Raw genomic sequence first — 17,006 nt, 5'->3', positions numbered from 1 at the left:
GGTATAAACTTGCTTTCCTGCGCCGCGCGACGCGCGCGCTCGATCTGCCGCCTACTGAAGGGCCGTTGATATGAAAATTGGTGTGATCGGTGGCGGCCAGCTGGGCCGCATGCTGGCCCTGGCGGGCACTCCGCTGGGCATGAGCTTCGCCTTCCTCGACCCGGCGCCGGACGCCTGCGCCCAGGCTCTCGGCGAGCACATCCGCGCCGACTACGACGACAAGGATCATCTGCGCCGGCTGGCTGACGAAGTGGATCTGGTGACCTTCGAGTTCGAGAGCGTGCCGGCCGAGACGGTGGCCTTCCTCTCGCAGTTCGTGCCGGTCTACCCGAGTGCCGAATCGCTGCGTATCGCCCGAGATCGCTGGTTCGAAAAATCCATGTTCAAGGAACTCGGCATTCCCACCCCGGACTTCGCCGACATCCAGTCCCAGGCCGATCTAGACGCAGCGGTGGCCAGCATCGGCCTGCCGGCGGTACTCAAGACCCGCACCCTGGGTTACGACGGCAAAGGTCAGAAGCTGCTGCGCAAGCCGGCGGATGTGAGCAATGCCTTCGCCGAGCTGGGCAGCGTGCCGTGCATCCTCGAGGGCTTCGTGCCGTTCACCGGCGAAGTCTCGCTGATCGCCGTGCGCGGGCGTGATGGCGAGACCTGTTTCTATCCGCTGGTACACAACAGCCACGAGAGCGGCATCCTGCGGCTGTCGGTGGCCAGCAGCAACCATCCGCTGCAGGCGCTGGCCGAGGACTACGTCGGTCGCGTGCTCAAGCAGCTCGACTATGTCGGCGTGCTGGCCTTCGAGTTCTTCGAGGTCGATGGCGGCCTGAAGGCCAACGAGATCGCCCCGCGCGTGCACAACTCCGGGCACTGGACCATCGAAGGCGCCGAGTGCAGCCAGTTCGAGAACCACCTGCGGGCCGTCGCCGGTCTGCCGCTGGGCTCGACCGCCAAGCTGGGCGAGAGCGCCATGCTCAACTTCATTGGTGAAGTGCCGCCGGTGGAAAAGGTCATCGCCATCGAGGATTGCCATCTGCATCACTACGGCAAGGCCTTCAAGGTCGGACGCAAAGTTGGCCACGCCACCCTGCGCTGCCCCGATCGCGCCACCCTCGACCGGCAGATCACCGCCGTAGAGACGCTGATCCCGCATTCCTGACGCCCGGCCGTCAGGCTTCGGCGAACGGTGACAGAGCCCTCGGGTCCGATTGGTTACCCACCTTTCGGACCTCAGGAGCTTATCCATGGGCATCATCGGCACCATCATCATCGGCCTCATCGTTGGCCTCATCGCGCGTTTCCTCAAGCCCGGCGACGACAGCATGGGCTGGATCATGACCATCCTGCTCGGTATCGGCGGCTCGCTGCTGGCGACCTATGGCGGCCAGGCGCTCGGCCTATACCAGGCGGGCGAAGGCGCAGGCTTTATCGGCGCGGTGGTCGGTGCGATCATCCTGCTGGTGATCTACGGCATGGTCACCAGCCGCAAGCATTGATCCTCCGCGGGGCCGCGCCCTGCGGCCCCGTTCCCTTCTCACGTAGTGGCCTCATGCGTTCATTTCTCGCCTCGCTGTTCTGCTTTTTCGCCCTCGTTGCCACCGTTCATGCCGCGCCATCGGAACTCGACTGGCTGGAACTGATGCCGCCCGAGGATCGTCAGGCGCTGGAGGAGATGCCGGAGATCGACCATGCAACGCCCGAGGACCTGGGCTTCAGCGATCAGGGCGGGCTCAAGCAGGAGGCCGGACTGCCGGCGGTGATGTATTCGGCCAAGACGGTCGCCGAGCTGAACGGCCGCGAGATCCGCCTCGGTGGCTACCCGGTGCCGCTGGAAAGCGACGCCCGCGGACGCAGCACCGAGTTTTTCCTCGTCCCTTATCCCGGTGCCTGCATCCACGTGCCGCCGCCGCCGCCGAACCAGATCGTGCTGGTGCGCTACCCGAAGGGCATCGCCCTGGAGGACATCTACGCGCCGCTGTGGGTGGACGGTCGCCTGCAAATCGAGCCGGTCAGCAACGATCTGGCCGATGCCGCCTATGCGCTGGAAGCCGCCGCAGTCGAGCTGGTCGACGAAAGCGACTTCTGAGCCACAGGCAATGACGCTACCCACCGAGATATGTCAGGCGCTGCGCGAGCTTGCCGCGCACACCGATGGCATTGATCGACCGGTCTACCAGGTATTCGAGCGTGATCCGCTGGAGCCAATCATCGGTCTTGGCGACGCCGATGCGCCGCTCTGCTTTTTCGGTCGTGACCCAGGCCGCGAGGAGGTCCGCCATGGCGAGCCCTTCATCGGCTCCGGCGGGCAGATCGTCCGCCGCGTGCTCTATCGCCACCTGCATGGCGAGCAGATGCCGGATTTCGAGGCGGGGCGGGCGCTGGGTCGGCACTACTTCTGGATCAATACCGTGCCGTACAAGCCGGTCGGCAACAAGGCCTGGTCGATGGCAGTCAAGCGCCGCTTCCATCCGCTGATGCGTCAGTTGCTGGTGGACAACTGGCGCGGGCGGCACATCATCACCCTCGGGCGCGAGGCGTTTCTCTGGTTCGGCATCGACCAGCCGCGTGAGGCGCGCCAGCGTCTGGAAGACTTCTGGCAACGTGAGGATCGTTTCACCGCCAGCCTCGATGTCGAGCTGCAGGACGAACAGGGGCAGGCCCGAACCTTCACCCTGCACCCGCTGCCGCATCCCTCGCCGTTGAACCAGACCTGGTTTAAGCGCTTTCCGGAGCTGCTCGAGGCGCGGCTGCGCCAGCTCGACGAAAAACCAGTCCGTTAGTGGCCTTTGCCAAGTTCAGTTGGTCAATTTCGGCGCCTATGGCCCAATACTGTGTTGCTGCTCCTTACCATAGCCTGGCTATGACTCGTCGCAGCGCCTTGCCTCTCATCCGAACTTACCTCAACCAACCCACAGCACAGGCCGCTAGCCGCTGACCTGATTGCTGATCTGCCCGGCCTGCCAGGCCGCGACATTGCCCAGCGTGGTGCCTGCGATCGCAGCCAGCGCCTCGTCGGTGAGAAATGCCTGGTGCGCGGTGACGATGACGTTGGGAAACGACAGCAGCCGCGCCAGCACATCGTCCTGCAGCGGCAGGCCGGAGTGGTCCTCGAAGAACAGCCCGGCCTCTTCCTCATAGACGTCCAGGCCCAGGTAGCCGAGCTGACCGCTCTTCAGCGCGCCGATCAGTGCCGGCGTGTCGATCAGCGCGCCACGGCCGGTGTTGATCAGCATGGCGCGCGGCTTCATGGTCGCCAGGCTCTGCTGGTTGATCAGGTGACGGGTCTGCTCGGTCAGCGGGCAGTGCAGGCTGACGATATCACTGCTGGCGAGCAGCTCGTCGAGCGCCACATAACGCATGCCGAGGCGCTCCAGGTCCGGGTTGAGGAAGGGGTCGTAGAGCTGCACCTCGCAGCCGAAACCGAGCATGATCCGCGCGAACACAGCGCCGATCTGCCCGCTGCCGACCACGCCGACCCGCTTGCCGACCAGATCGAAGCCGGTCAGCCCCTGCAGCGAGAAATTGCCCTCGCGGGTACGGTTGTAGGCCCGTGGCAGGCGCCGGTTGAGTGCCAGAATCAGCGCCACGGTGTGTTCGGCCACCGCGTGCGGCGAATAGGCCGGCACCCGCACTACCGGCAGGCCGAGACGCTGGGCACAGGGCAGATCGACATGGTTGTAACCGGCCGAACGCAGCGCGATTAGCCGTGTGCCGCCAGCGGCGAGCTTTTCCAGCACCGGCGCCGACAGCACGTCATTGACGAACGGGCAGACCACCTCGGCGCCGGCGGCTAGCGCCACGGTATCGGGATCGAGGCGCGACTCGAGGAATTGCAGCTCGAAGCCATGTGCCTGATTGGCGGCCTGGAAGCTGTCGCGATCGTAGGGTTTGCTGCTGAACAGGGTGATGCGCATGTGAGCCTCGCGATAAGGGGCGACTGCCGACAGGGTGCGACAGTTGCCCGCCGCGGCCAAGTCGCTTCTGTCGCCCGATATGACCGCGAGTCGACGCGGCGGCGCGCATCAGCCCGCGCGCAGCGCCTCCCCCTTGGGCTGGAAGTACAGCGTGCTGCCGCGTCGCACGCCTACCAGGCTGGCGTGGTCATTGCCGACCTCCGCTTCGATCGGCTCGGCTTGCCCAGCGACCTTCAGCGTGACCCGGGTAAGCGCACCAAGCGGACGGATGTCGCGCACCTCGCCGGCTAGGTGCTCGGCCACCGCTTCGCGGCTCAGGGAAACCTCATGCGGGCGGAACAGCACGCTGCGCTGTTCATCCAGCTGCAGGCGATTGGCGTCGCCGAGGAAGTGGTAGACGAACTCGCTGGCGGGGTTGGCATACACCTCCGCCGGTGCGCCGATCTGCTCGATCACACCCTTGTTCATCACCACGATGCGATCGGCGACCTCCATCGCCTCCTCCTGGTCGTGGGTAACGAACACGGAGGTCAGGTGCACGTCCTCGTGCAGCCGCGCCAGCCAGCGGCGCAGTTCCTTGCGCACCTTGGCGTCCAGCGCGCCGAACGGCTCATCGAGCAGCAACACCTTGGGCTCCACCGCCAGCGCGCGGGCCAGGGCGATGCGCTGGCGCTGGCCGCCGGAGAGCTGCTCGGGGTAGCGATCGGCGAGCCAGTCCAGCTGCACCAGGCCGAGCAGTTCATGGACCTTCTCGGCAATCACCGCATCGCTCGGGCGCTGCTTTTTCGGTTTCATGCGCAGACCAAAGACGACGTTTTCGAACACCGTCATGTGGCGGAACAGCGCGTAGTGCTGGAAGACGAAGCCGACGTTGCGGTCGCGCACGTCGCGGCTGGAAACGTCCTCGCCATGGAATACGATGTTGCCGGTGTCCGGCGTTTCCAGCCCGGCGATGATGCGCAGCAGGCTGGTCTTGCCGCAGCCGGACGGGCCGAGCAGGGCGACCAATTCGCCGCTCTGAATGTGCAGGTTGATTGCCTTCAACGCCTGGAACTGGCCGAAGCGCTTGTTGATGTTGCTGATTTCGATCGACATGGTCAGTCCTCGGCGTTGGCGTGCAGGCGGGCGATGCGGGACTCGCTCCACTGCTTGAGCAGCAGGATCACCAGCGCCAGGGCCAGCAGCAGGCTGGCCACGCTGAACGCGGCGACGTGGTTGTATTCGTTGTAGAGAATCTCGACGTGCAGCGGCAGGGTGTTGGTCAGCCCGCGGATATGCCCGGACACCACCGACACCGCGCCGAACTCGCCCATCGCCCGCGCGGTGCAGAGCACCACGCCGTAGATCAGGCCCCATTTGATGTTCGGCAGGGTGATGTGCCAGAACATCTGCCAGCCGCTGGCGCCGAGTAGCCGCGCGGCTTCTTCCTCGGTGCTGCCCTGTTCCTGCATCAGCGGGATCAGCTCGCGGGCGACGAAGGGCACGGTGACGAACAGCGTCGCCAGGACGATGCCCGGCACGGCGAAGACGATCTGGATATCGCGATCACTCAGCCACTCGCCGAAATAGCCCTGGGCGCCGAACAAGAGCACGTAGATCAGGCCGGCGATGACCGGGGAGACCGAGAACGGCAGGTCTATCAGGGTCACCAGCAGGCTCTTGCCGCGGAACGCGTACTTGCTCACGCACCAGGCGGCGGCGACGCCGAACACCAGATTGAGCGGCACCGAGATGCCCACGGCAAGCAGGGTGAGCTTGAGCGCGGCCAGGGCATCGGGCTCGAAGATGGCGGTGAAAAATGTGCCGAAGCCCTGCTTCAGTGCTTCGCTGACGACGATCAGCAGGGGCAGCAGCAGAAACAGCGCGAAGACCAGCCAGGCTGCGACGATCAGCAGCCGGCGGCCGAGGGCGTTGCCGCGGCGCGTGGCATTGGCGGTGGTGTTTGCGGTCACCGATAGGGAAGCGGAAGTCATGTCGGTGGCCTCTTCAGGAATGCGCGATGCGGCGCTGCAGCAGGTTGATGAACAGCAGCAGAACAAACGACGCCACCAGCATCAGCACGCCGATGGCCGTGGCGCCGGCGTAGTCGTACTGGTCCAGCTTGACCATGATCAGCAGCGGCAGGATCTCGGTCTTCATCGGCATGTTGCCGGCAATGAAGATCACCGAGCCGTACTCACCGACGCCGCGGGCAAAGGCCAGGGCGAAGCCGGTCAGCCAGGCGGGCAGCAGCGCTGGCAGGAGCACATGGCGAACAACCTGCAGTGGACGCGCGCCAAGGCAGGCCGCGGCTTCTTCGACTTCCCGAGGGATATCGGCGAGCACCGGCTGGAGGGTGCGCACCACGAAGGGCAGGGTCACGAAGGTCAGTGCCAGGGTGATGCCCAGCGGGCTGAAGGCGATCTTGAAGCCCATCTGCGTGGCGAACTGGCCGATCGGTCCGTTCGGCGCGTACAGCGCAGTGAGGGCAATGCCTGCCACCGCGGTCGGAAGGGCGAAAGGCAGGTCGATCATCGCCTCGATGATCTTGCGGCCGGGGAAGCGATAGCGCACCAGCACCCAGGCCAGCAGCGTGCCGATCACGCCATTGAGCACGGCGGCAGCGAAGGCGGTGCCAAAGCTCAGCTTCAGCGCCGCCAGCACGCGCGGCGCGCTGACGATGGCGATGAACTGCGCCCACGAGAGTTCGGTGGTCTTGAGAAACAGCGCACCCAGGGGAATCAGCACCAACAGGCTGAGGTACACCAGGGTGTAGCCCAGCGTCAGCCCGAAGCCGGGTATGACGGAGGTAGATCGGGACATGGACGTTGCCTTTTATTCGAGCGACTGGCGTGACGAGCGCAGCCTGTAGGGTGCAAGTCGCCTTTAACTTCCACCATCGCCTCCGGGTGGGAGCGATGGTGGATCGGTGAAGCGCGATCCACCCTACGAACTGCCGAGTACTCTCAGGGGCTGAAGCGCAGTCGCTTCATTCGGTCAGATAGATCTGGTCGAAGATGCCGCCATCATTGAAGAACTTCGGCTGCGCGGTCTTCCAGCCGCCGAAATCGCCGTCGATGGTGACCAGCTTCAGCGCCGGGAACTGGTCCTTGAACTCGGCCGCCACGGCCTCGTTGCGCGGCCGGTAGAAGTTCTTCGCCGCAATGCGCTGGCCTTCCTCGCTGTACAGGTAGTTCAGATAGGCCTCGGCTAGCGCCCGCGTGCCCTTGCGCTCGACGTTCTTGTCCACCACGGCCACCGGTGGCTCGGCAAGGATCGAAAGCGAAGGCGCGATGATCTCGAAATCTTCACCGCCCTGTTCCTTCAGGGCCAGGAAGGCTTCGTTCTCCCAGGCCAGCAGCACGTCGCCGATGCCGTTGTTGATGAAGGTGACGGTCGAGCCGCGGGCGCCGGTGTCCAGTACCGGCACGTTCTTGTACAGCGTCCCGACGAATTCCTGTGCTTGTTCCTCAGTGCCGTATTTCTGCTGCGCATAGGCCCAGGCCGCGAGGAAGTTCCAGCGCGCACCACCGGAGGTTTTCGGGTTTGGCGTAATCACCTCGACGCCCGGCTTGACCAGGTCGTCCCAGTCCTTGATGCCCTTCGGATTGCCCTTGCGCACCAGGAACACGATGGTCGAGGTATAGGGCGTGCTGGCGTCCGGCAGGCGGGTCTGCCAATCCTTGGGGATCAGCTTGCCGAGGCGATGCAGCTCATCGATATCGCCAGCCAGGGCCAGCGTCACCACATCGGCACGCAGACCATCGATGACGGCACGGGCCTGCTTGCCGGAGCCGCCATGGGACTGCTGGACCTTGATCGGCTCATGGCCCTGGGCCTGCCAGTGCTTGTTGAAGGCGTCGTTGAATTCCACATAGAGCTCGCGCGTCGGATCGTAGGACACGTTGAGCAGGGTGTCGGCGGCCAGTGCGGGGCCGGCGATCAGCGCGCTCGCCAGGGCGGCGAGGGCGAAGCGACGAATGGACATGGTGCAGCTCCTGAAAAAACTAATTTGGTATGTGTTGGCGCTTCAGGGACGGTCGCTGAAATCACGCTGGAAGACAGGCAGGGCGAGGCAGAAGCAGCCTGGCGGGTTGCAACCTGGTCTAGCTGTGTCAGGCGGTTTTCAGTGACTCGATTAGCTCCGCATTCGCGGACGACAGCTGCAGTACCGGTGCGTGTTCATGGTCTCGGCTCGTTTCATGGTCACGCCCTCCGGTGGTCCAGTCGGGCTGATGGATGGGGTAGTCGGGGGGTCAGGCGTTCTTGCCGGTCGGCTGCAGGCGGAACTTCTCCTTGCGCTCGATCTGCACGACCTGGCCGTCGTGCACGGTGATTTCAACCGAGCCGAGCTTGAGGCCGCTCAGGGCGTTGTGGATCTCGCGCAGGATGCTGGCTTCGTCCTGCCCCTCGAGGTTGCGAATGGTCGCGGTCATTGCTGTTCTCCGTGAAAGCCTTTCGTGACGACCGGAACGGCCGTAGCCAGCAAGGCGTGGAGCGGATCATAGGTGCGGACGAAATATTCTTAAAAATATTGTTTAAGAACATTTGTAGATTTTTATGGAATAAGAAAGCGACCCGTTATTAGGCGGTTTTATAGATTAAAAGAGTATAAATAAAGAATTCTTTATTCTTTTTAAGCGAGTCGATCTGCTGTCTAGACTGGCCGCCATGAATCACAGGAGGCGCCGACATGCGCAGCATCCGATATCTGATTGTGCCGGGCTGGCACGGCTCGCCCGATGAGCATTGGCAGAGCCATTGGCAACGCACCCTGCCGGGAAGCGCCCGAGTAGAGCAGCAGGACTGGCTTCTTCCGCGTCGCGAAGACTGGGTCGCCGAGCTGCAGCGCAGCATTGCTGCCCATGTCGAGCCGGTCATCCTGGTGGCGCACAGCCTGGGCTGCATCACGGTTGCGCACTGGGCGGCTCAGGCGCCTGCGCAGCTGCTGCAACGGGTGCGCGGCGCCCTGCTGGTGGCACCCGCGGATGTCGAACGCAGCGGCTGCCCGGAACCCTTGCGCAACTTCGCCCCGATCCCCCGCCAGCCTTTGCCATTCGCCAGCCTGCTGATCGGCTCGGACAACGACACTGCCGCCAGTGCCGCGCGTGCCGTCGAGATGGGCCACGCCTGGGCCAGCGAGACCACGGTCTTGGCTGGTGCCGGACATATCAACGTGGCCTCCGGACATCGGCGCTGGGAGCAGGGCTTCGCCAGCCTGTACCGCTTGCAGAGCCGGATCGAGCGACAGGCGCAACGGCGCGCCTGAATCGCTATCAACCAACGCAGCACCCACGCAAGAAAGGAGAACGAACATGAGTATCCGCCTCGGCGATATCGCCCCCGATTTCGAACAGGATTCCAGCGAAGGCCGCATCCGCTTCCACGAGTGGCTGGGTGATAGCTGGGGTGTGCTGTTCTCGCACCCGGCCGACTTCACCCCGGTGTGCACCACCGAGCTGGGCTTCACCGCCAAGCTGAAGGACGAGTTCGCCAAGCGCAACGTCAAGGCCATCGCCCTGTCCGTAGACCCGGTGGATTCGCACATCAAGTGGATCGACGATATCAACGAGACGCAGAACACCCGCGTCAACTTCCCGATCCTGGCTGATGCCGACCGCAAGGTCTCCGAGCTGTACGACCTGATTCATCCCAATGCCAACGACACCCTGACGGTGCGCTCGTTGTTCGTCATCGACCCGAACAAGAAGGTGCGGCTGACCATCACCTACCCGGCGAGCACCGGGCGCAACTTCCACGAGATCCTGCGGGTGATCGATTCGTTGCAGCTCACCGACAACCACAAGGTCGCGACCCCGGCCAACTGGCAGGACGGCGACGAGGTGGTGATCGTGCCCTCGCTCAAGGACGAAGAGGAGATCAAGCAGCGCTTTCCCAAGGGCTATCGCGCGGTCAAGCCGTACCTGCGCCTGACGCCGCAACCTAACCGCTGATCCAGAAGGGCCCTGCATGGGCACCGCGAAAGCCCCCTTGGTGTAGCTGCAGCGAGCTGACGTTTGGTACGGCAGGAACGTCTTTAATCCTGCTTCGCGGTAACCAATCGGCTGGGTGGGCTAAAGGCCACCCTACGAATGAGGGGCCTGCCCATTTCGAGGCTTCGGGAACACAGCTGTTGGGTGGGGCTTTAGCCCACCTTCGTGGCAACAGACAATGGGTGGGCTGAAGCTCGATCTACGCAGTGAGGGCTCTGCCTGCTCAGCGCCCCGGCACAACAATCGCTCCCCGTTCTTGAAAGCGGCTGAAGTACCGAACGCGATGTCAGCGACATCTTGAAAGTACGGAGCAAACCACGACGTTCAATTCTATTGAGCAAAGCTTGGCAATCTGGGCCGTGCTGGTCACGCTCCGGGCCGCTCGGCAAGGCGTGCTGGCCTCCGGGTGCTGTCCAAACATTTGCCGGCACCCTGCGCCTTGATCCGTACGCGACTGCACCACGTTACACGGCTAACCATATGCGAAGACCCAATTACACAACGCCATCGGCCCTCAGCATCGAGCGAATCCCGCGCAGCGCCTGGCGGATGCGGCTCTGGTTCTCGATCAGCGCGAAGCGGACGTGATCATCGCCATACTCGCCAAAACCGATCCCGGGAGAAACCGCGACTTTGGCTTCTGTCATCAATTTCTTGGCGAACTCCAGCGAGCCCAGATGCTGGTATTGCTCGGGAATTTTTGCCCAGACGTACATGGTTGCCTTGGGTTGCTCGACCATCCAGCCGATGGCTCGCAATCCTGAAACCAGTACATCTCGGCGGACTTGGTAGGTTTCAGCGATCTCTTTCACGCAGCCCTGGTCACCCTCCAGTGCGGCTATTGCGGCAACCTGAAGCGGGGTGAACATGCCGTAGTCGTGGTAGCTCTTGATTCGCGCAAGCGCGTTGACGAGTTCGGCATTGCCCACCATGAAACCAACGCGCCATCCGGCCATGTTGTAGCTTTTCGACAGCGTGAAGAATTCGACCGCAACATCCTTGGCGCCAGGCACCTGCATGATCGAAGGGGCTTTCCAGCCATCGAACACGATGTCTGCGTAAGCAAGGTCATGCACGACCAAGATGCCGTACTGCTTGGCGAGCGCGATCACCCGTTCGAAGAAATCGAGCTCGACGCATTGCGCGGTTGGGTTCGATGGAAAGCCAAAGATCATCATCTTGGGTGTCGGAATGGACTCACGAATGGCCCGCTCCAGTTCGATGAAAAAGTCCACCCCAGCCACCAGTGGAACAGAGCGAACTTGAGCGCCCGCAATCACCGCGCCGTAGATATGAATGGGATAGCTCGGGTTGGGCACGAGCACCGTGTCCCCGGCATCCAGCGTTGCGAGCATCAAGTGCGCCAGCCCTTCCTTCGAGCCAATCGTCACGATCGCCTCGGTTTCCGGGTCGATCTCGACGTCATACCTTCTCTGGTACCACTGGGTGATCGTTCGGCGCAGCCGGGGAATGCCTTTGGAGCTTGAATACCCGTGGGTGTCGTCCCGCTGTGCGACCTCGCAGAGCTTTGCCACGATATGTGGCGGCGTCGCCCCGTCTGGGTTGCCCATGCTGAGATCGACGATGTCCTCCCCTCTGCGCCTCGCTTCGAGCTTCAGCTCTGCGGTTACGTTGAAAACATATGCAGGTAGACGATCAATTCGGCTGAACGCCATTTTGGATGGTGGGGTGGCGGACTGGTTGTTATTGGACATTTGGATCTCGAGAAAAAAGCGAATATCTGAGCGGGAACTCGTGTGGCCAAATCGATGGCTAGCGGCTGCACTCCGGCCCGCCCAGTCGCTTGGCCCAGGATTCAACAGTGCGGGTCTTGATGCGATTCGCCACAATCTTCTGCCAGGAGGGTGGCAATCGAAGCGACTGCAAGCGCACCAGTGCGTCCAGGTCCATCGTGTTGATGTAGAGGAGTTGCAGCACGCTGCGCAGTGGCCACTCGGGGTGTGGGCGATCGAGCAGGTTCAGCGTCGCGCCGGCTTCGATGACGCCCGGCTCAAGCACTCGGTAGTACCAGCCAACTTTGCCGCTACGCTGCATTTCGAGTGCTGCGCCCTTGGTGCCAAGCCGATCATCGAGCTTCCAGCAGGGCTGGCGAGTCTGCGAAACCTCCAGCACTGTGGTTCCGCACGAGAGGATGTCGCCCATGCAGATGTTTTCTTCGGTTAGCCCTACGGTCGATAGGTTTTCGCCAAAGGCGCCGGGAGCGCTTAGTAGCGGCCGATCGCCGAACGTTTGCCTCCAGTGGTGATAATGCTCGTACGGGTAGTGGTGGATGGCCTTGTCCGGCCCGCCATGCACACGCCTATCACCTTGCTCGTCACCTTCGAGCCCCTCAAACCCGACCCTGACCGACCCTGTGCGCGGTCTTTTATCGATTCCACTGAAGGTCTCGGGCCGAGTGAATGGCACAGCTGTTCCGGTCATGATGGTTTGAATCTTCCCGAGTAGCATCTATGCGGCTCCGTCAGTTCCTATCCAGCCAGGACGCAAACACCGTCTGCGCGGCCGCGAGCAGTTCGTCTGCGCATGCCTGGGCTTGATCTCTGATGACGCGCGGATCGAGCTTGATGCTGTCGAGCTCACCTGCGTGGCCGACCAGCCAGTGCTCGATACGCTGCGGATTGGCCTCAAGGTGGAATTGCAGGGCGAGAACCGAGTTGCCTACGGAAAACGCCTGGTTCGGGCAGGTGTCGGTTGCTGCCAGGCGCGTCGCTCCCGCTGGAATTTCGAACTGATCGCCATGCCAGTGCAGTACCGGCACGCCGCTACTCAAGGGCTCAAGGCAGGACTGCAGACCTTCGTCCGTGAGCGATATCGGCGCAAAGCCAATCTCTTTTCTTCCCATGGGGCAGACGTTGCTGCCCAGTGCTCGTGCTATCAGCTGAGCGCCAAGGCAAACTCCCAGTATTTTCTTGCCGCGCTGGAGGCGTTGTTCGACGAATGAGAGGACGGGCTTCAGGAATGGGTACTTCGCTTCGTCGAAAGCCCCGATCGGGCCGCCGAGAACGATGACCAGATCGTGGGCTGACGGATCGAGGCCGGCAAACGAGTCGAGGTTCGCGTCTAGTGTTTCGATCTGGTATCGGCGTCCATCAAGAATCCGCTGCAGCGAGCCGAGATCTTCGAAAGCAAGAAAGCGAATGACAAGGGCGGTTTGCATTTATGTACCAATACAATACAATGAATGTATGAATACAATAGCTAGCGGATCGACCGCTGTCGAGATCGCTGAGTCGATCGAACAGCAAATTCGTGCGGGTTTTTACCGGGATGGCGCCCTGCTGCCTGCCGTCAGAGCTCTCGCACAGCAGCTTCAAGTCAGCCCAAACACTGTGGCGGCGGCCTACAAGCTGCTGCGTGATGCCGCCCTGATAGTTACCGACGGACGGCGCGGAACGCGTGTGGCAGGCGAGATGCCCACGGCCGAAACGCAAACCACCATTCCTGAGGGTTTGCGAGACATGGCCTCGGGAAATATCGATGGGGCTACGCTGCCCGCCATCGAGGCGGGCTGGCTCACCGAGAGCCAGTCCGGCTATGACGTGCAAAGCAATGATCCACAGCTGCTTGATGTTGCAGGCCAGTGGTTGGCTGAGCAGGGCGTTCCGTGTCAGCAGCTGGGCATTTACTCGGGAGCGCTCGATGCCGTAGAGCGCGCGCTGCGCCTTCGGTGCCGACCAGGCAACAAAGTGATTGTGGAAGATCCTTGCTGGCCGCCAGCGCTGGCATTACTGGCGAGCCTGCGGCTCAAGGCGGTTCCCGTCCCCGTAGACGAAGAGGGCGCGATGGTCCCCTCTACTGAAATCCTTCGCTCGGCGGCGGCGGTCATCTTGACGCCGCGTGCGCATAACCCCACCGGGTTTTGCATAAGCGAGCGTCGATGGAAAGAGTGGCTCGACAACCTTGCAGATGCGCCCGATACGCTGCTCATTCTTGACGATCATTGGGGGCCGCTCAGCGCTGCCGAACCCTTGAACTTCAGTCGTGAGCCTCTTAGTTGGGTCTACGTTGTATCGGTCAGCAAATTCCTGGGGCCTGACCTGCGCGTTTCGGTGGTCACAGGCACGCCCAGCGTGCTCAAGAGCATGCACCACCAGCAGACCCTCGGCCCCCGGTGGGTCAGCCTGTTGCTACAAAGGCTTGCAGGGCGCCTCTGGCAAAAGATGCTCGATAGCAGTCGCCTATCGGCAGTGGGGACTGAGTATTTGCAACGGCGGTCGGCCCTGGTCCGGGGGCTGAACGACTTAGGCATAGCCGTGCCCACTCAGGGGGAGGGCTTGCATGTGTGGCTGCCCGTCTCGGATGAGACCTCTGTGGTCCAGACGCTGGCATCGTTGGGCTGGGCCATCCAGGCGGGCTCGCCGTTCAGGTTGGAAAGCCCGGCGGCTGTACGCATCAGTATCGGCAACCTGAACCCTATCAGCGTGCCTGCTTTGGCGCGCGATGTTGCTCATGCATTGAAGCAGCGTCGCCGAACGGTTAACTGAACGAGTGCAGCAAATCGCCTGGGGCGCTGGGTCATTGCATGCAGAGGCTCAAGTCTTCGGCGAAACGGGCCGCCTGGTCCGCGTCCATCGTCGAGGTGGTGATACGAATGCCGCGCACCTGCTCTTGCACGGTGAAGCCCGTGCCGCTGCGAACGACCCAGCCCCGCTGGGCCAGATGGAGAATGATCGGTTCGGCATCTTCATCAAGCGGCACCCAGACGTTGAGCCCATCACACGGATGTCCGGTCCGTACGCCATGGGCACTCAGTGCGGCGATCAGAATATCTCGGCGATGCTTGTAGTCCGCTCGAGCGCGTTCGATTTGCGCTCCGACCAGTGGCGAGGTCAGGCAGGTATGAGCGATATCTTGCAGGAGGTGACTCACCCAGGTTGTGCCTGAAGCCAGCCGCAATCGAAGCCGCTGTGATGTTTCTCGATCGCTGCCGATAGCAGCGAGTCGCAGATCCGGGCCAAGCGCTTTGGATACGGACCTGATCAGCGCCCAGCGTCTGCTGGATGCGGGGATGACCTGCTGGAATTGCGCTTCGGATAACAGTGCGAAGTGATCATCTACGAGCACTAGAACCTGAGGGTGTCGTTCAAGCACGGCGCGTATTTGTGCAGCCCGCTCAGCGCTCAAACTCGAGCCGGTAGGGTTGTGAGCGCGAGGGGTGATCAGCACCGCCTGCACGCCCTTCGCCAAGGCAGCATCAAGCCCGCCGGCTTGCATCCCTTGCTCGTCGACAGGCACGCCGACCGCCTGCAGGCCAGCAATGCGCAGCGTGTTGATACTGCTGATGAAACAAGGGCTCTCGACCGCAACCTTGTCGCCGGATACAAGATAGGCGGCCAGCAGGCGCTCAACTGCGTCGACAGCGCCATGGGCCAGGTCGATTTCAGGAGGCGAGGGGCAATCGTCAGCCAGCCATCGATAGGCCACGTCCTGAAAGGTCGGATCAACCGGCGCGTCGCCATAAAGCCGCAGGCGTGACTGCCGTTGTGCCAGTGCGAGAGCCGGGTCAGGTAGCCATAGCGGATTCGGGTTGCCGCTCGACAAGTCGGTCAATCGAGAGTGCCCGATGCCTCCTTCCTGCTCACCGGGCCCGGCCGTTTCACAAACCACCGTGCCCAGCCGCCCCCGGGTTTCAGCAACGCCTGCCGCGACCAGGCGCTTATATGCAGCGGCGACGGTATTGCGATTGACGCCGAGTTCCGCTGCCAGTTGGCGAACGGGCGGCAATGTCTGGCCGGGACTCAGCTGTTGCGCCTGCACCTGGCTTCGTATCGTTTCGAAGATGTCGATTGCGGTCTTGTTTTTAGTTTTCATACTGTCCTATGACAATGTTTACTTGGGCACAGGACAATCTTACACTTTGCGAAAGCGGTTGCTACCTCAGGCAGCAATCGATCCACGCAGCTTGAGCAGACCGCTTCAGCCGTGGCTCACCAGCAGGCTGCAATGGAGTATGTGTTTGATGGCTGTCAGCATCGATTTCGCCGGCGTGTCGGGTCCAGAGCCGCTTCCACTGGACGTGATTTCGATCCAATCGCAGGTTGTCTATGGATGTGTTGGCAACAGCATCGCCGTGCCCGTACTGAATGCCGGCGGTCTCTCCGTGGGGGCCATACCCACCGTCTTGCTCAGCAATACTCCTCACTACTCCACCTGCCATGGCGGTGCGCTTCCGACTAGCTGGTTCGCTGGCTACCTCAAAGATCTGGAAGCCCGCGACGCGCTGCGCTCGGTAAGAACCGTGCTGGTGGGCTATCTGGGCAGCACAACACAGGCGGCGGTGCTTGCCCGTTGGCTGGGCACGGTACTGGAGAGGTACCCCGACATACGGGTTCAGTTGGACCCCGTTCTTGGTGATGATGACTGCGGCATGTATGTAGAGCCGGCCATGGTCAGTGCCTTTCAGACTCATTTGCTTCGGTTCGCCCATGGCCTGACACCCAATGCATTCGAGCTGGCTCGGCTATCCGGCCGCCGTGTCGAGACCGTTGAACAGGTTATCGATGCCGCACGCAGCCTGCTGATCGGGCGTACCCAGTGGGTCGTCGTCACCAGTGCCGCTCAACATGAGTGGCCAAGCGAACGTATGTACGTGGTGGTGGTGACGAAAGAGTCTGCAGAGGTGATCGAGCACGAGCGAGTCAGCGTATCGCCCAAGGGCACCGGCGATTTCTTCAGTGCAGCTCTGGCCGCCGCATTGCTGCGGGGGTTGGAGCTTACCCACGCCGTCAAGTTTGCCTGCCGCCAAGTCATTGATTCCCTTGCCCTTACACGCCAAAGCAATTCGGCTGAGCTGCGCTTGCCAGCATTTGGCACCTCTCTCTTCGCCAAGGAATGACTCCATGCCCGTCTATCGTCTGAACATTCGCCGTGATCAAAAGCATCTAGGTCATTTTGAGTCCGATGCGCCATGGGCCTTGGAGGCCGTACAAGACATCGCTCAACGTCTGCCTGCGGCCGAGGGCTATTGCATCGAGATGCAGGTATCCGATGGCGAACGACGCTACCTGGAGGTCGGGCCCAGCGGAATCCGAGTACTGGGTACGGAGCGCAGCTTCAGGCCAGTAACACAGCGTTCTGCGCTTCTAGCACCGGTGGAGTAAGG

At 62.3% G+C, this 17,006-nt stretch carries 19 protein-coding genes; 9 read left to right on the top strand and 10 right to left on the bottom strand.

Features of this window, described 5'->3' with window-relative positions; genetic code table 11:
- The first annotated feature begins 70 nt into the window (after nucleotides 1–70).
- The 4 genes from LLJ08_RS19405 (at nucleotide 71) to LLJ08_RS19390 (ending at nucleotide 2,777) form a co-directional block, all read left to right on the top strand.
- Nucleotides 71–1,156, top strand: coding sequence for a 5-(carboxyamino)imidazole ribonucleotide synthase (locus LLJ08_RS19405; RefSeq protein WP_228207730.1), 1,086 nt, complete (start codon nucleotides 71–73; stop codon nucleotides 1,154–1,156).
- Between the two features lie 85 nt (nucleotides 1,157–1,241).
- Nucleotides 1,242–1,493, top strand: coding sequence for a GlsB/YeaQ/YmgE family stress response membrane protein (locus LLJ08_RS19400; RefSeq protein ID WP_003297756.1), 252 nt, complete (start codon nucleotides 1,242–1,244; stop codon nucleotides 1,491–1,493).
- A gap of 53 nt (nucleotides 1,494–1,546) precedes the next feature.
- Complete coding sequence (locus LLJ08_RS19395; protein WP_228207729.1) at nucleotides 1,547–2,083, top strand: DUF3299 domain-containing protein; 537 nt, start codon at nucleotides 1,547–1,549, stop codon at nucleotides 2,081–2,083.
- A gap of 10 nt (nucleotides 2,084–2,093) precedes the next feature.
- Nucleotides 2,094–2,777 (top strand): uracil-DNA glycosylase family protein, encoded by a 684-nt coding sequence (locus LLJ08_RS19390; RefSeq protein ID WP_046618071.1) that lies wholly within the window; start codon nucleotides 2,094–2,096, stop codon nucleotides 2,775–2,777.
- Between the two features lie 144 nt (nucleotides 2,778–2,921).
- On the opposite strand, the gene LLJ08_RS19385 is transcribed toward LLJ08_RS19390, so the two are convergent.
- The 6 genes from LLJ08_RS19385 to oscA form a co-directional block, all read right to left on the bottom strand.
- Nucleotides 2,922–3,911 (bottom strand): 2-hydroxyacid dehydrogenase, encoded by a 990-nt coding sequence (locus tag LLJ08_RS19385; protein WP_228207728.1) that lies wholly within the window; start codon nucleotides 3,909–3,911, stop codon nucleotides 2,922–2,924.
- A 108-nt stretch (nucleotides 3,912–4,019) separates the two neighbouring features.
- Nucleotides 4,020–5,006 (bottom strand): sulfate/molybdate ABC transporter ATP-binding protein, encoded by a 987-nt coding sequence (locus LLJ08_RS19380; RefSeq protein WP_228207727.1) that lies wholly within the window; start codon nucleotides 5,004–5,006, stop codon nucleotides 4,020–4,022.
- 2 nt (nucleotides 5,007–5,008) lie between these two features.
- Complete coding sequence (cysW, locus tag LLJ08_RS19375) at nucleotides 5,009–5,884, bottom strand: sulfate ABC transporter permease subunit CysW (protein WP_228207726.1); 876 nt, start codon at nucleotides 5,882–5,884, stop codon at nucleotides 5,009–5,011.
- A gap of 13 nt (nucleotides 5,885–5,897) precedes the next feature.
- The gene (gene cysT, locus LLJ08_RS19370) at nucleotides 5,898–6,713 is read right to left on the bottom strand and encodes a sulfate ABC transporter permease subunit CysT (protein ID WP_228207725.1); all 816 of its coding nucleotides are present in this window, start codon (nucleotides 6,711–6,713) and stop codon (nucleotides 5,898–5,900) included.
- A 166-nt stretch (nucleotides 6,714–6,879) separates the two neighbouring features.
- Complete coding sequence (locus LLJ08_RS19365; RefSeq protein WP_228207724.1) at nucleotides 6,880–7,878, bottom strand: sulfate ABC transporter substrate-binding protein; 999 nt, start codon at nucleotides 7,876–7,878, stop codon at nucleotides 6,880–6,882.
- Between the two features lie 268 nt (nucleotides 7,879–8,146).
- Complete coding sequence (gene oscA / locus LLJ08_RS19360; RefSeq protein ID WP_228207723.1) at nucleotides 8,147–8,326, bottom strand: sulfur starvation response protein OscA; 180 nt, start codon at nucleotides 8,324–8,326, stop codon at nucleotides 8,147–8,149.
- 257 nt (nucleotides 8,327–8,583) lie between these two features.
- Between oscA and LLJ08_RS19355 the strand changes: the two genes are divergently transcribed.
- Both LLJ08_RS19355 and LLJ08_RS19350 read left to right on the top strand, forming a co-directional pair.
- A complete protein-coding gene (locus LLJ08_RS19355; protein WP_228207722.1) occupies nucleotides 8,584–9,159 on the top strand; it encodes an RBBP9/YdeN family alpha/beta hydrolase in 576 nt (191 codons plus the stop codon).
- A gap of 46 nt (nucleotides 9,160–9,205) precedes the next feature.
- Complete coding sequence (locus LLJ08_RS19350) at nucleotides 9,206–9,844, top strand: peroxiredoxin (protein ID WP_003284022.1); 639 nt, start codon at nucleotides 9,206–9,208, stop codon at nucleotides 9,842–9,844.
- A gap of 533 nt (nucleotides 9,845–10,377) precedes the next feature.
- Here LLJ08_RS19350 and alaC read toward each other — a convergent pair.
- From alaC to LLJ08_RS19335, 3 genes are read right to left on the bottom strand one after another with little or no spacing between them, the layout of a single operon-like run.
- Nucleotides 10,378–11,598: an alanine transaminase gene (gene alaC, locus LLJ08_RS19345; RefSeq protein ID WP_228207721.1), complete on the bottom strand. Its 1,221-nt coding sequence runs from the start codon at nucleotides 11,596–11,598 to the stop codon at nucleotides 10,378–10,380.
- A gap of 58 nt (nucleotides 11,599–11,656) precedes the next feature.
- Nucleotides 11,657–12,352 (bottom strand): MOSC domain-containing protein, encoded by a 696-nt coding sequence (locus LLJ08_RS19340; RefSeq protein ID WP_228207720.1) that lies wholly within the window; start codon nucleotides 12,350–12,352, stop codon nucleotides 11,657–11,659.
- Nucleotides 12,353–12,365: 13 nt separating this feature from the next.
- Complete coding sequence (locus LLJ08_RS19335) at nucleotides 12,366–13,061, bottom strand: glutamine amidotransferase (protein ID WP_228207719.1); 696 nt, start codon at nucleotides 13,059–13,061, stop codon at nucleotides 12,366–12,368.
- Nucleotides 13,062–13,089: 28 nt separating this feature from the next.
- Between LLJ08_RS19335 and LLJ08_RS19330 the strand changes: the two genes are divergently transcribed.
- Entirely contained in the window at nucleotides 13,090–14,388 is a 1,299-nt protein-coding gene (locus tag LLJ08_RS19330) for an aminotransferase class I/II-fold pyridoxal phosphate-dependent enzyme (protein ID WP_228207718.1), read from the top strand.
- Between the two features lie 31 nt (nucleotides 14,389–14,419).
- Here LLJ08_RS19330 and ptsJ read toward each other — a convergent pair whose 3' ends face one another.
- Nucleotides 14,420–15,715, bottom strand: a complete 1,296-nt coding sequence (gene ptsJ, locus LLJ08_RS19325; protein WP_228207717.1) for a MocR-like B6 salvage transcription factor PtsJ — start codon at nucleotides 15,713–15,715, stop codon at nucleotides 14,420–14,422.
- A 148-nt stretch (nucleotides 15,716–15,863) separates the two neighbouring features.
- Here ptsJ and pdxK point away from each other — a divergent pair, with 148 nt between their 5' ends.
- Nucleotides 15,864–16,739: a pyridoxine/pyridoxal/pyridoxamine kinase gene (pdxK, locus tag LLJ08_RS19320; RefSeq protein WP_228207716.1), complete on the top strand. Its 876-nt coding sequence runs from the start codon at nucleotides 15,864–15,866 to the stop codon at nucleotides 16,737–16,739.
- A gap of 4 nt (nucleotides 16,740–16,743) precedes the next feature.
- Complete coding sequence (locus LLJ08_RS19315; protein ID WP_228207715.1) at nucleotides 16,744–17,004, top strand: cytoplasmic protein; 261 nt, start codon at nucleotides 16,744–16,746, stop codon at nucleotides 17,002–17,004.
- The last annotated feature ends 2 nt before the right edge of the window (nucleotides 17,005–17,006 follow it).

This window comes from Stutzerimonas chloritidismutans, from assembly GCF_020783375.1.
Lineage (GTDB): Bacteria > Pseudomonadota > Gammaproteobacteria > Pseudomonadales > Pseudomonadaceae > Stutzerimonas > Stutzerimonas kunmingensis.
The sequence above is the reverse complement of the archived record's forward strand: the minus strand, read 5'-3'. Positions and strand labels throughout refer to the sequence as shown.

Bases quoted from the DNA above. Each gene is read 5' to 3' on its own strand.
- oscA (WP_228207723.1), bottom strand. From the start codon at position 8,326: ATGACCGCGACCATTCGCAACCTCGAGGGGCAGGACGAAGCCAGCATC.
- LLJ08_RS19390 (WP_046618071.1), top strand. From the start codon at position 2,094: ATGACGCTACCCACCGAGATATGTCAGGCGCTGCGCGAGCTTGCCGCG.
- LLJ08_RS19315 (WP_228207715.1), top strand. From the start codon at position 16,744: ATGCCCGTCTATCGTCTGAACATTCGCCGTGATCAAAAGCATCTAGGT.
- LLJ08_RS19365 (WP_228207724.1), bottom strand. From the start codon at position 7,878: ATGTCCATTCGTCGCTTCGCCCTCGCCGCCCTGGCGAGCGCGCTGATC.
- LLJ08_RS19355 (WP_228207722.1), top strand. From the start codon at position 8,584: ATGCGCAGCATCCGATATCTGATTGTGCCGGGCTGGCACGGCTCGCCC.
- alaC (WP_228207721.1), bottom strand. From the start codon at position 11,598: ATGTCCAATAACAACCAGTCCGCCACCCCACCATCCAAAATGGCGTTC.
- LLJ08_RS19405 (WP_228207730.1), top strand. From the start codon at position 71: ATGAAAATTGGTGTGATCGGTGGCGGCCAGCTGGGCCGCATGCTGGCC.
- LLJ08_RS19385 (WP_228207728.1), bottom strand. From the start codon at position 3,911: ATGCGCATCACCCTGTTCAGCAGCAAACCCTACGATCGCGACAGCTTC.
- LLJ08_RS19340 (WP_228207720.1), bottom strand. From the start codon at position 12,352: ATGCTACTCGGGAAGATTCAAACCATCATGACCGGAACAGCTGTGCCA.
- cysW (WP_228207726.1), bottom strand. From the start codon at position 5,884: ATGACTTCCGCTTCCCTATCGGTGACCGCAAACACCACCGCCAATGCC.
- cysT (WP_228207725.1), bottom strand. From the start codon at position 6,713: ATGTCCCGATCTACCTCCGTCATACCCGGCTTCGGGCTGACGCTGGGC.
- pdxK (WP_228207716.1), top strand. From the start codon at position 15,864: ATGGCTGTCAGCATCGATTTCGCCGGCGTGTCGGGTCCAGAGCCGCTT.
- LLJ08_RS19330 (WP_228207718.1), top strand. From the start codon at position 13,090: ATGAATACAATAGCTAGCGGATCGACCGCTGTCGAGATCGCTGAGTCG.
- LLJ08_RS19335 (WP_228207719.1), bottom strand. From the start codon at position 13,061: ATGCAAACCGCCCTTGTCATTCGCTTTCTTGCTTTCGAAGATCTCGGC.
- ptsJ (WP_228207717.1), bottom strand. From the start codon at position 15,715: ATGAAAACTAAAAACAAGACCGCAATCGACATCTTCGAAACGATACGA.
- LLJ08_RS19395 (WP_228207729.1), top strand. From the start codon at position 1,547: ATGCGTTCATTTCTCGCCTCGCTGTTCTGCTTTTTCGCCCTCGTTGCC.
- LLJ08_RS19400 (WP_003297756.1), top strand. From the start codon at position 1,242: ATGGGCATCATCGGCACCATCATCATCGGCCTCATCGTTGGCCTCATC.
- LLJ08_RS19380 (WP_228207727.1), bottom strand. From the start codon at position 5,006: ATGTCGATCGAAATCAGCAACATCAACAAGCGCTTCGGCCAGTTCCAG.
- LLJ08_RS19350 (WP_003284022.1), top strand. From the start codon at position 9,206: ATGAGTATCCGCCTCGGCGATATCGCCCCCGATTTCGAACAGGATTCC.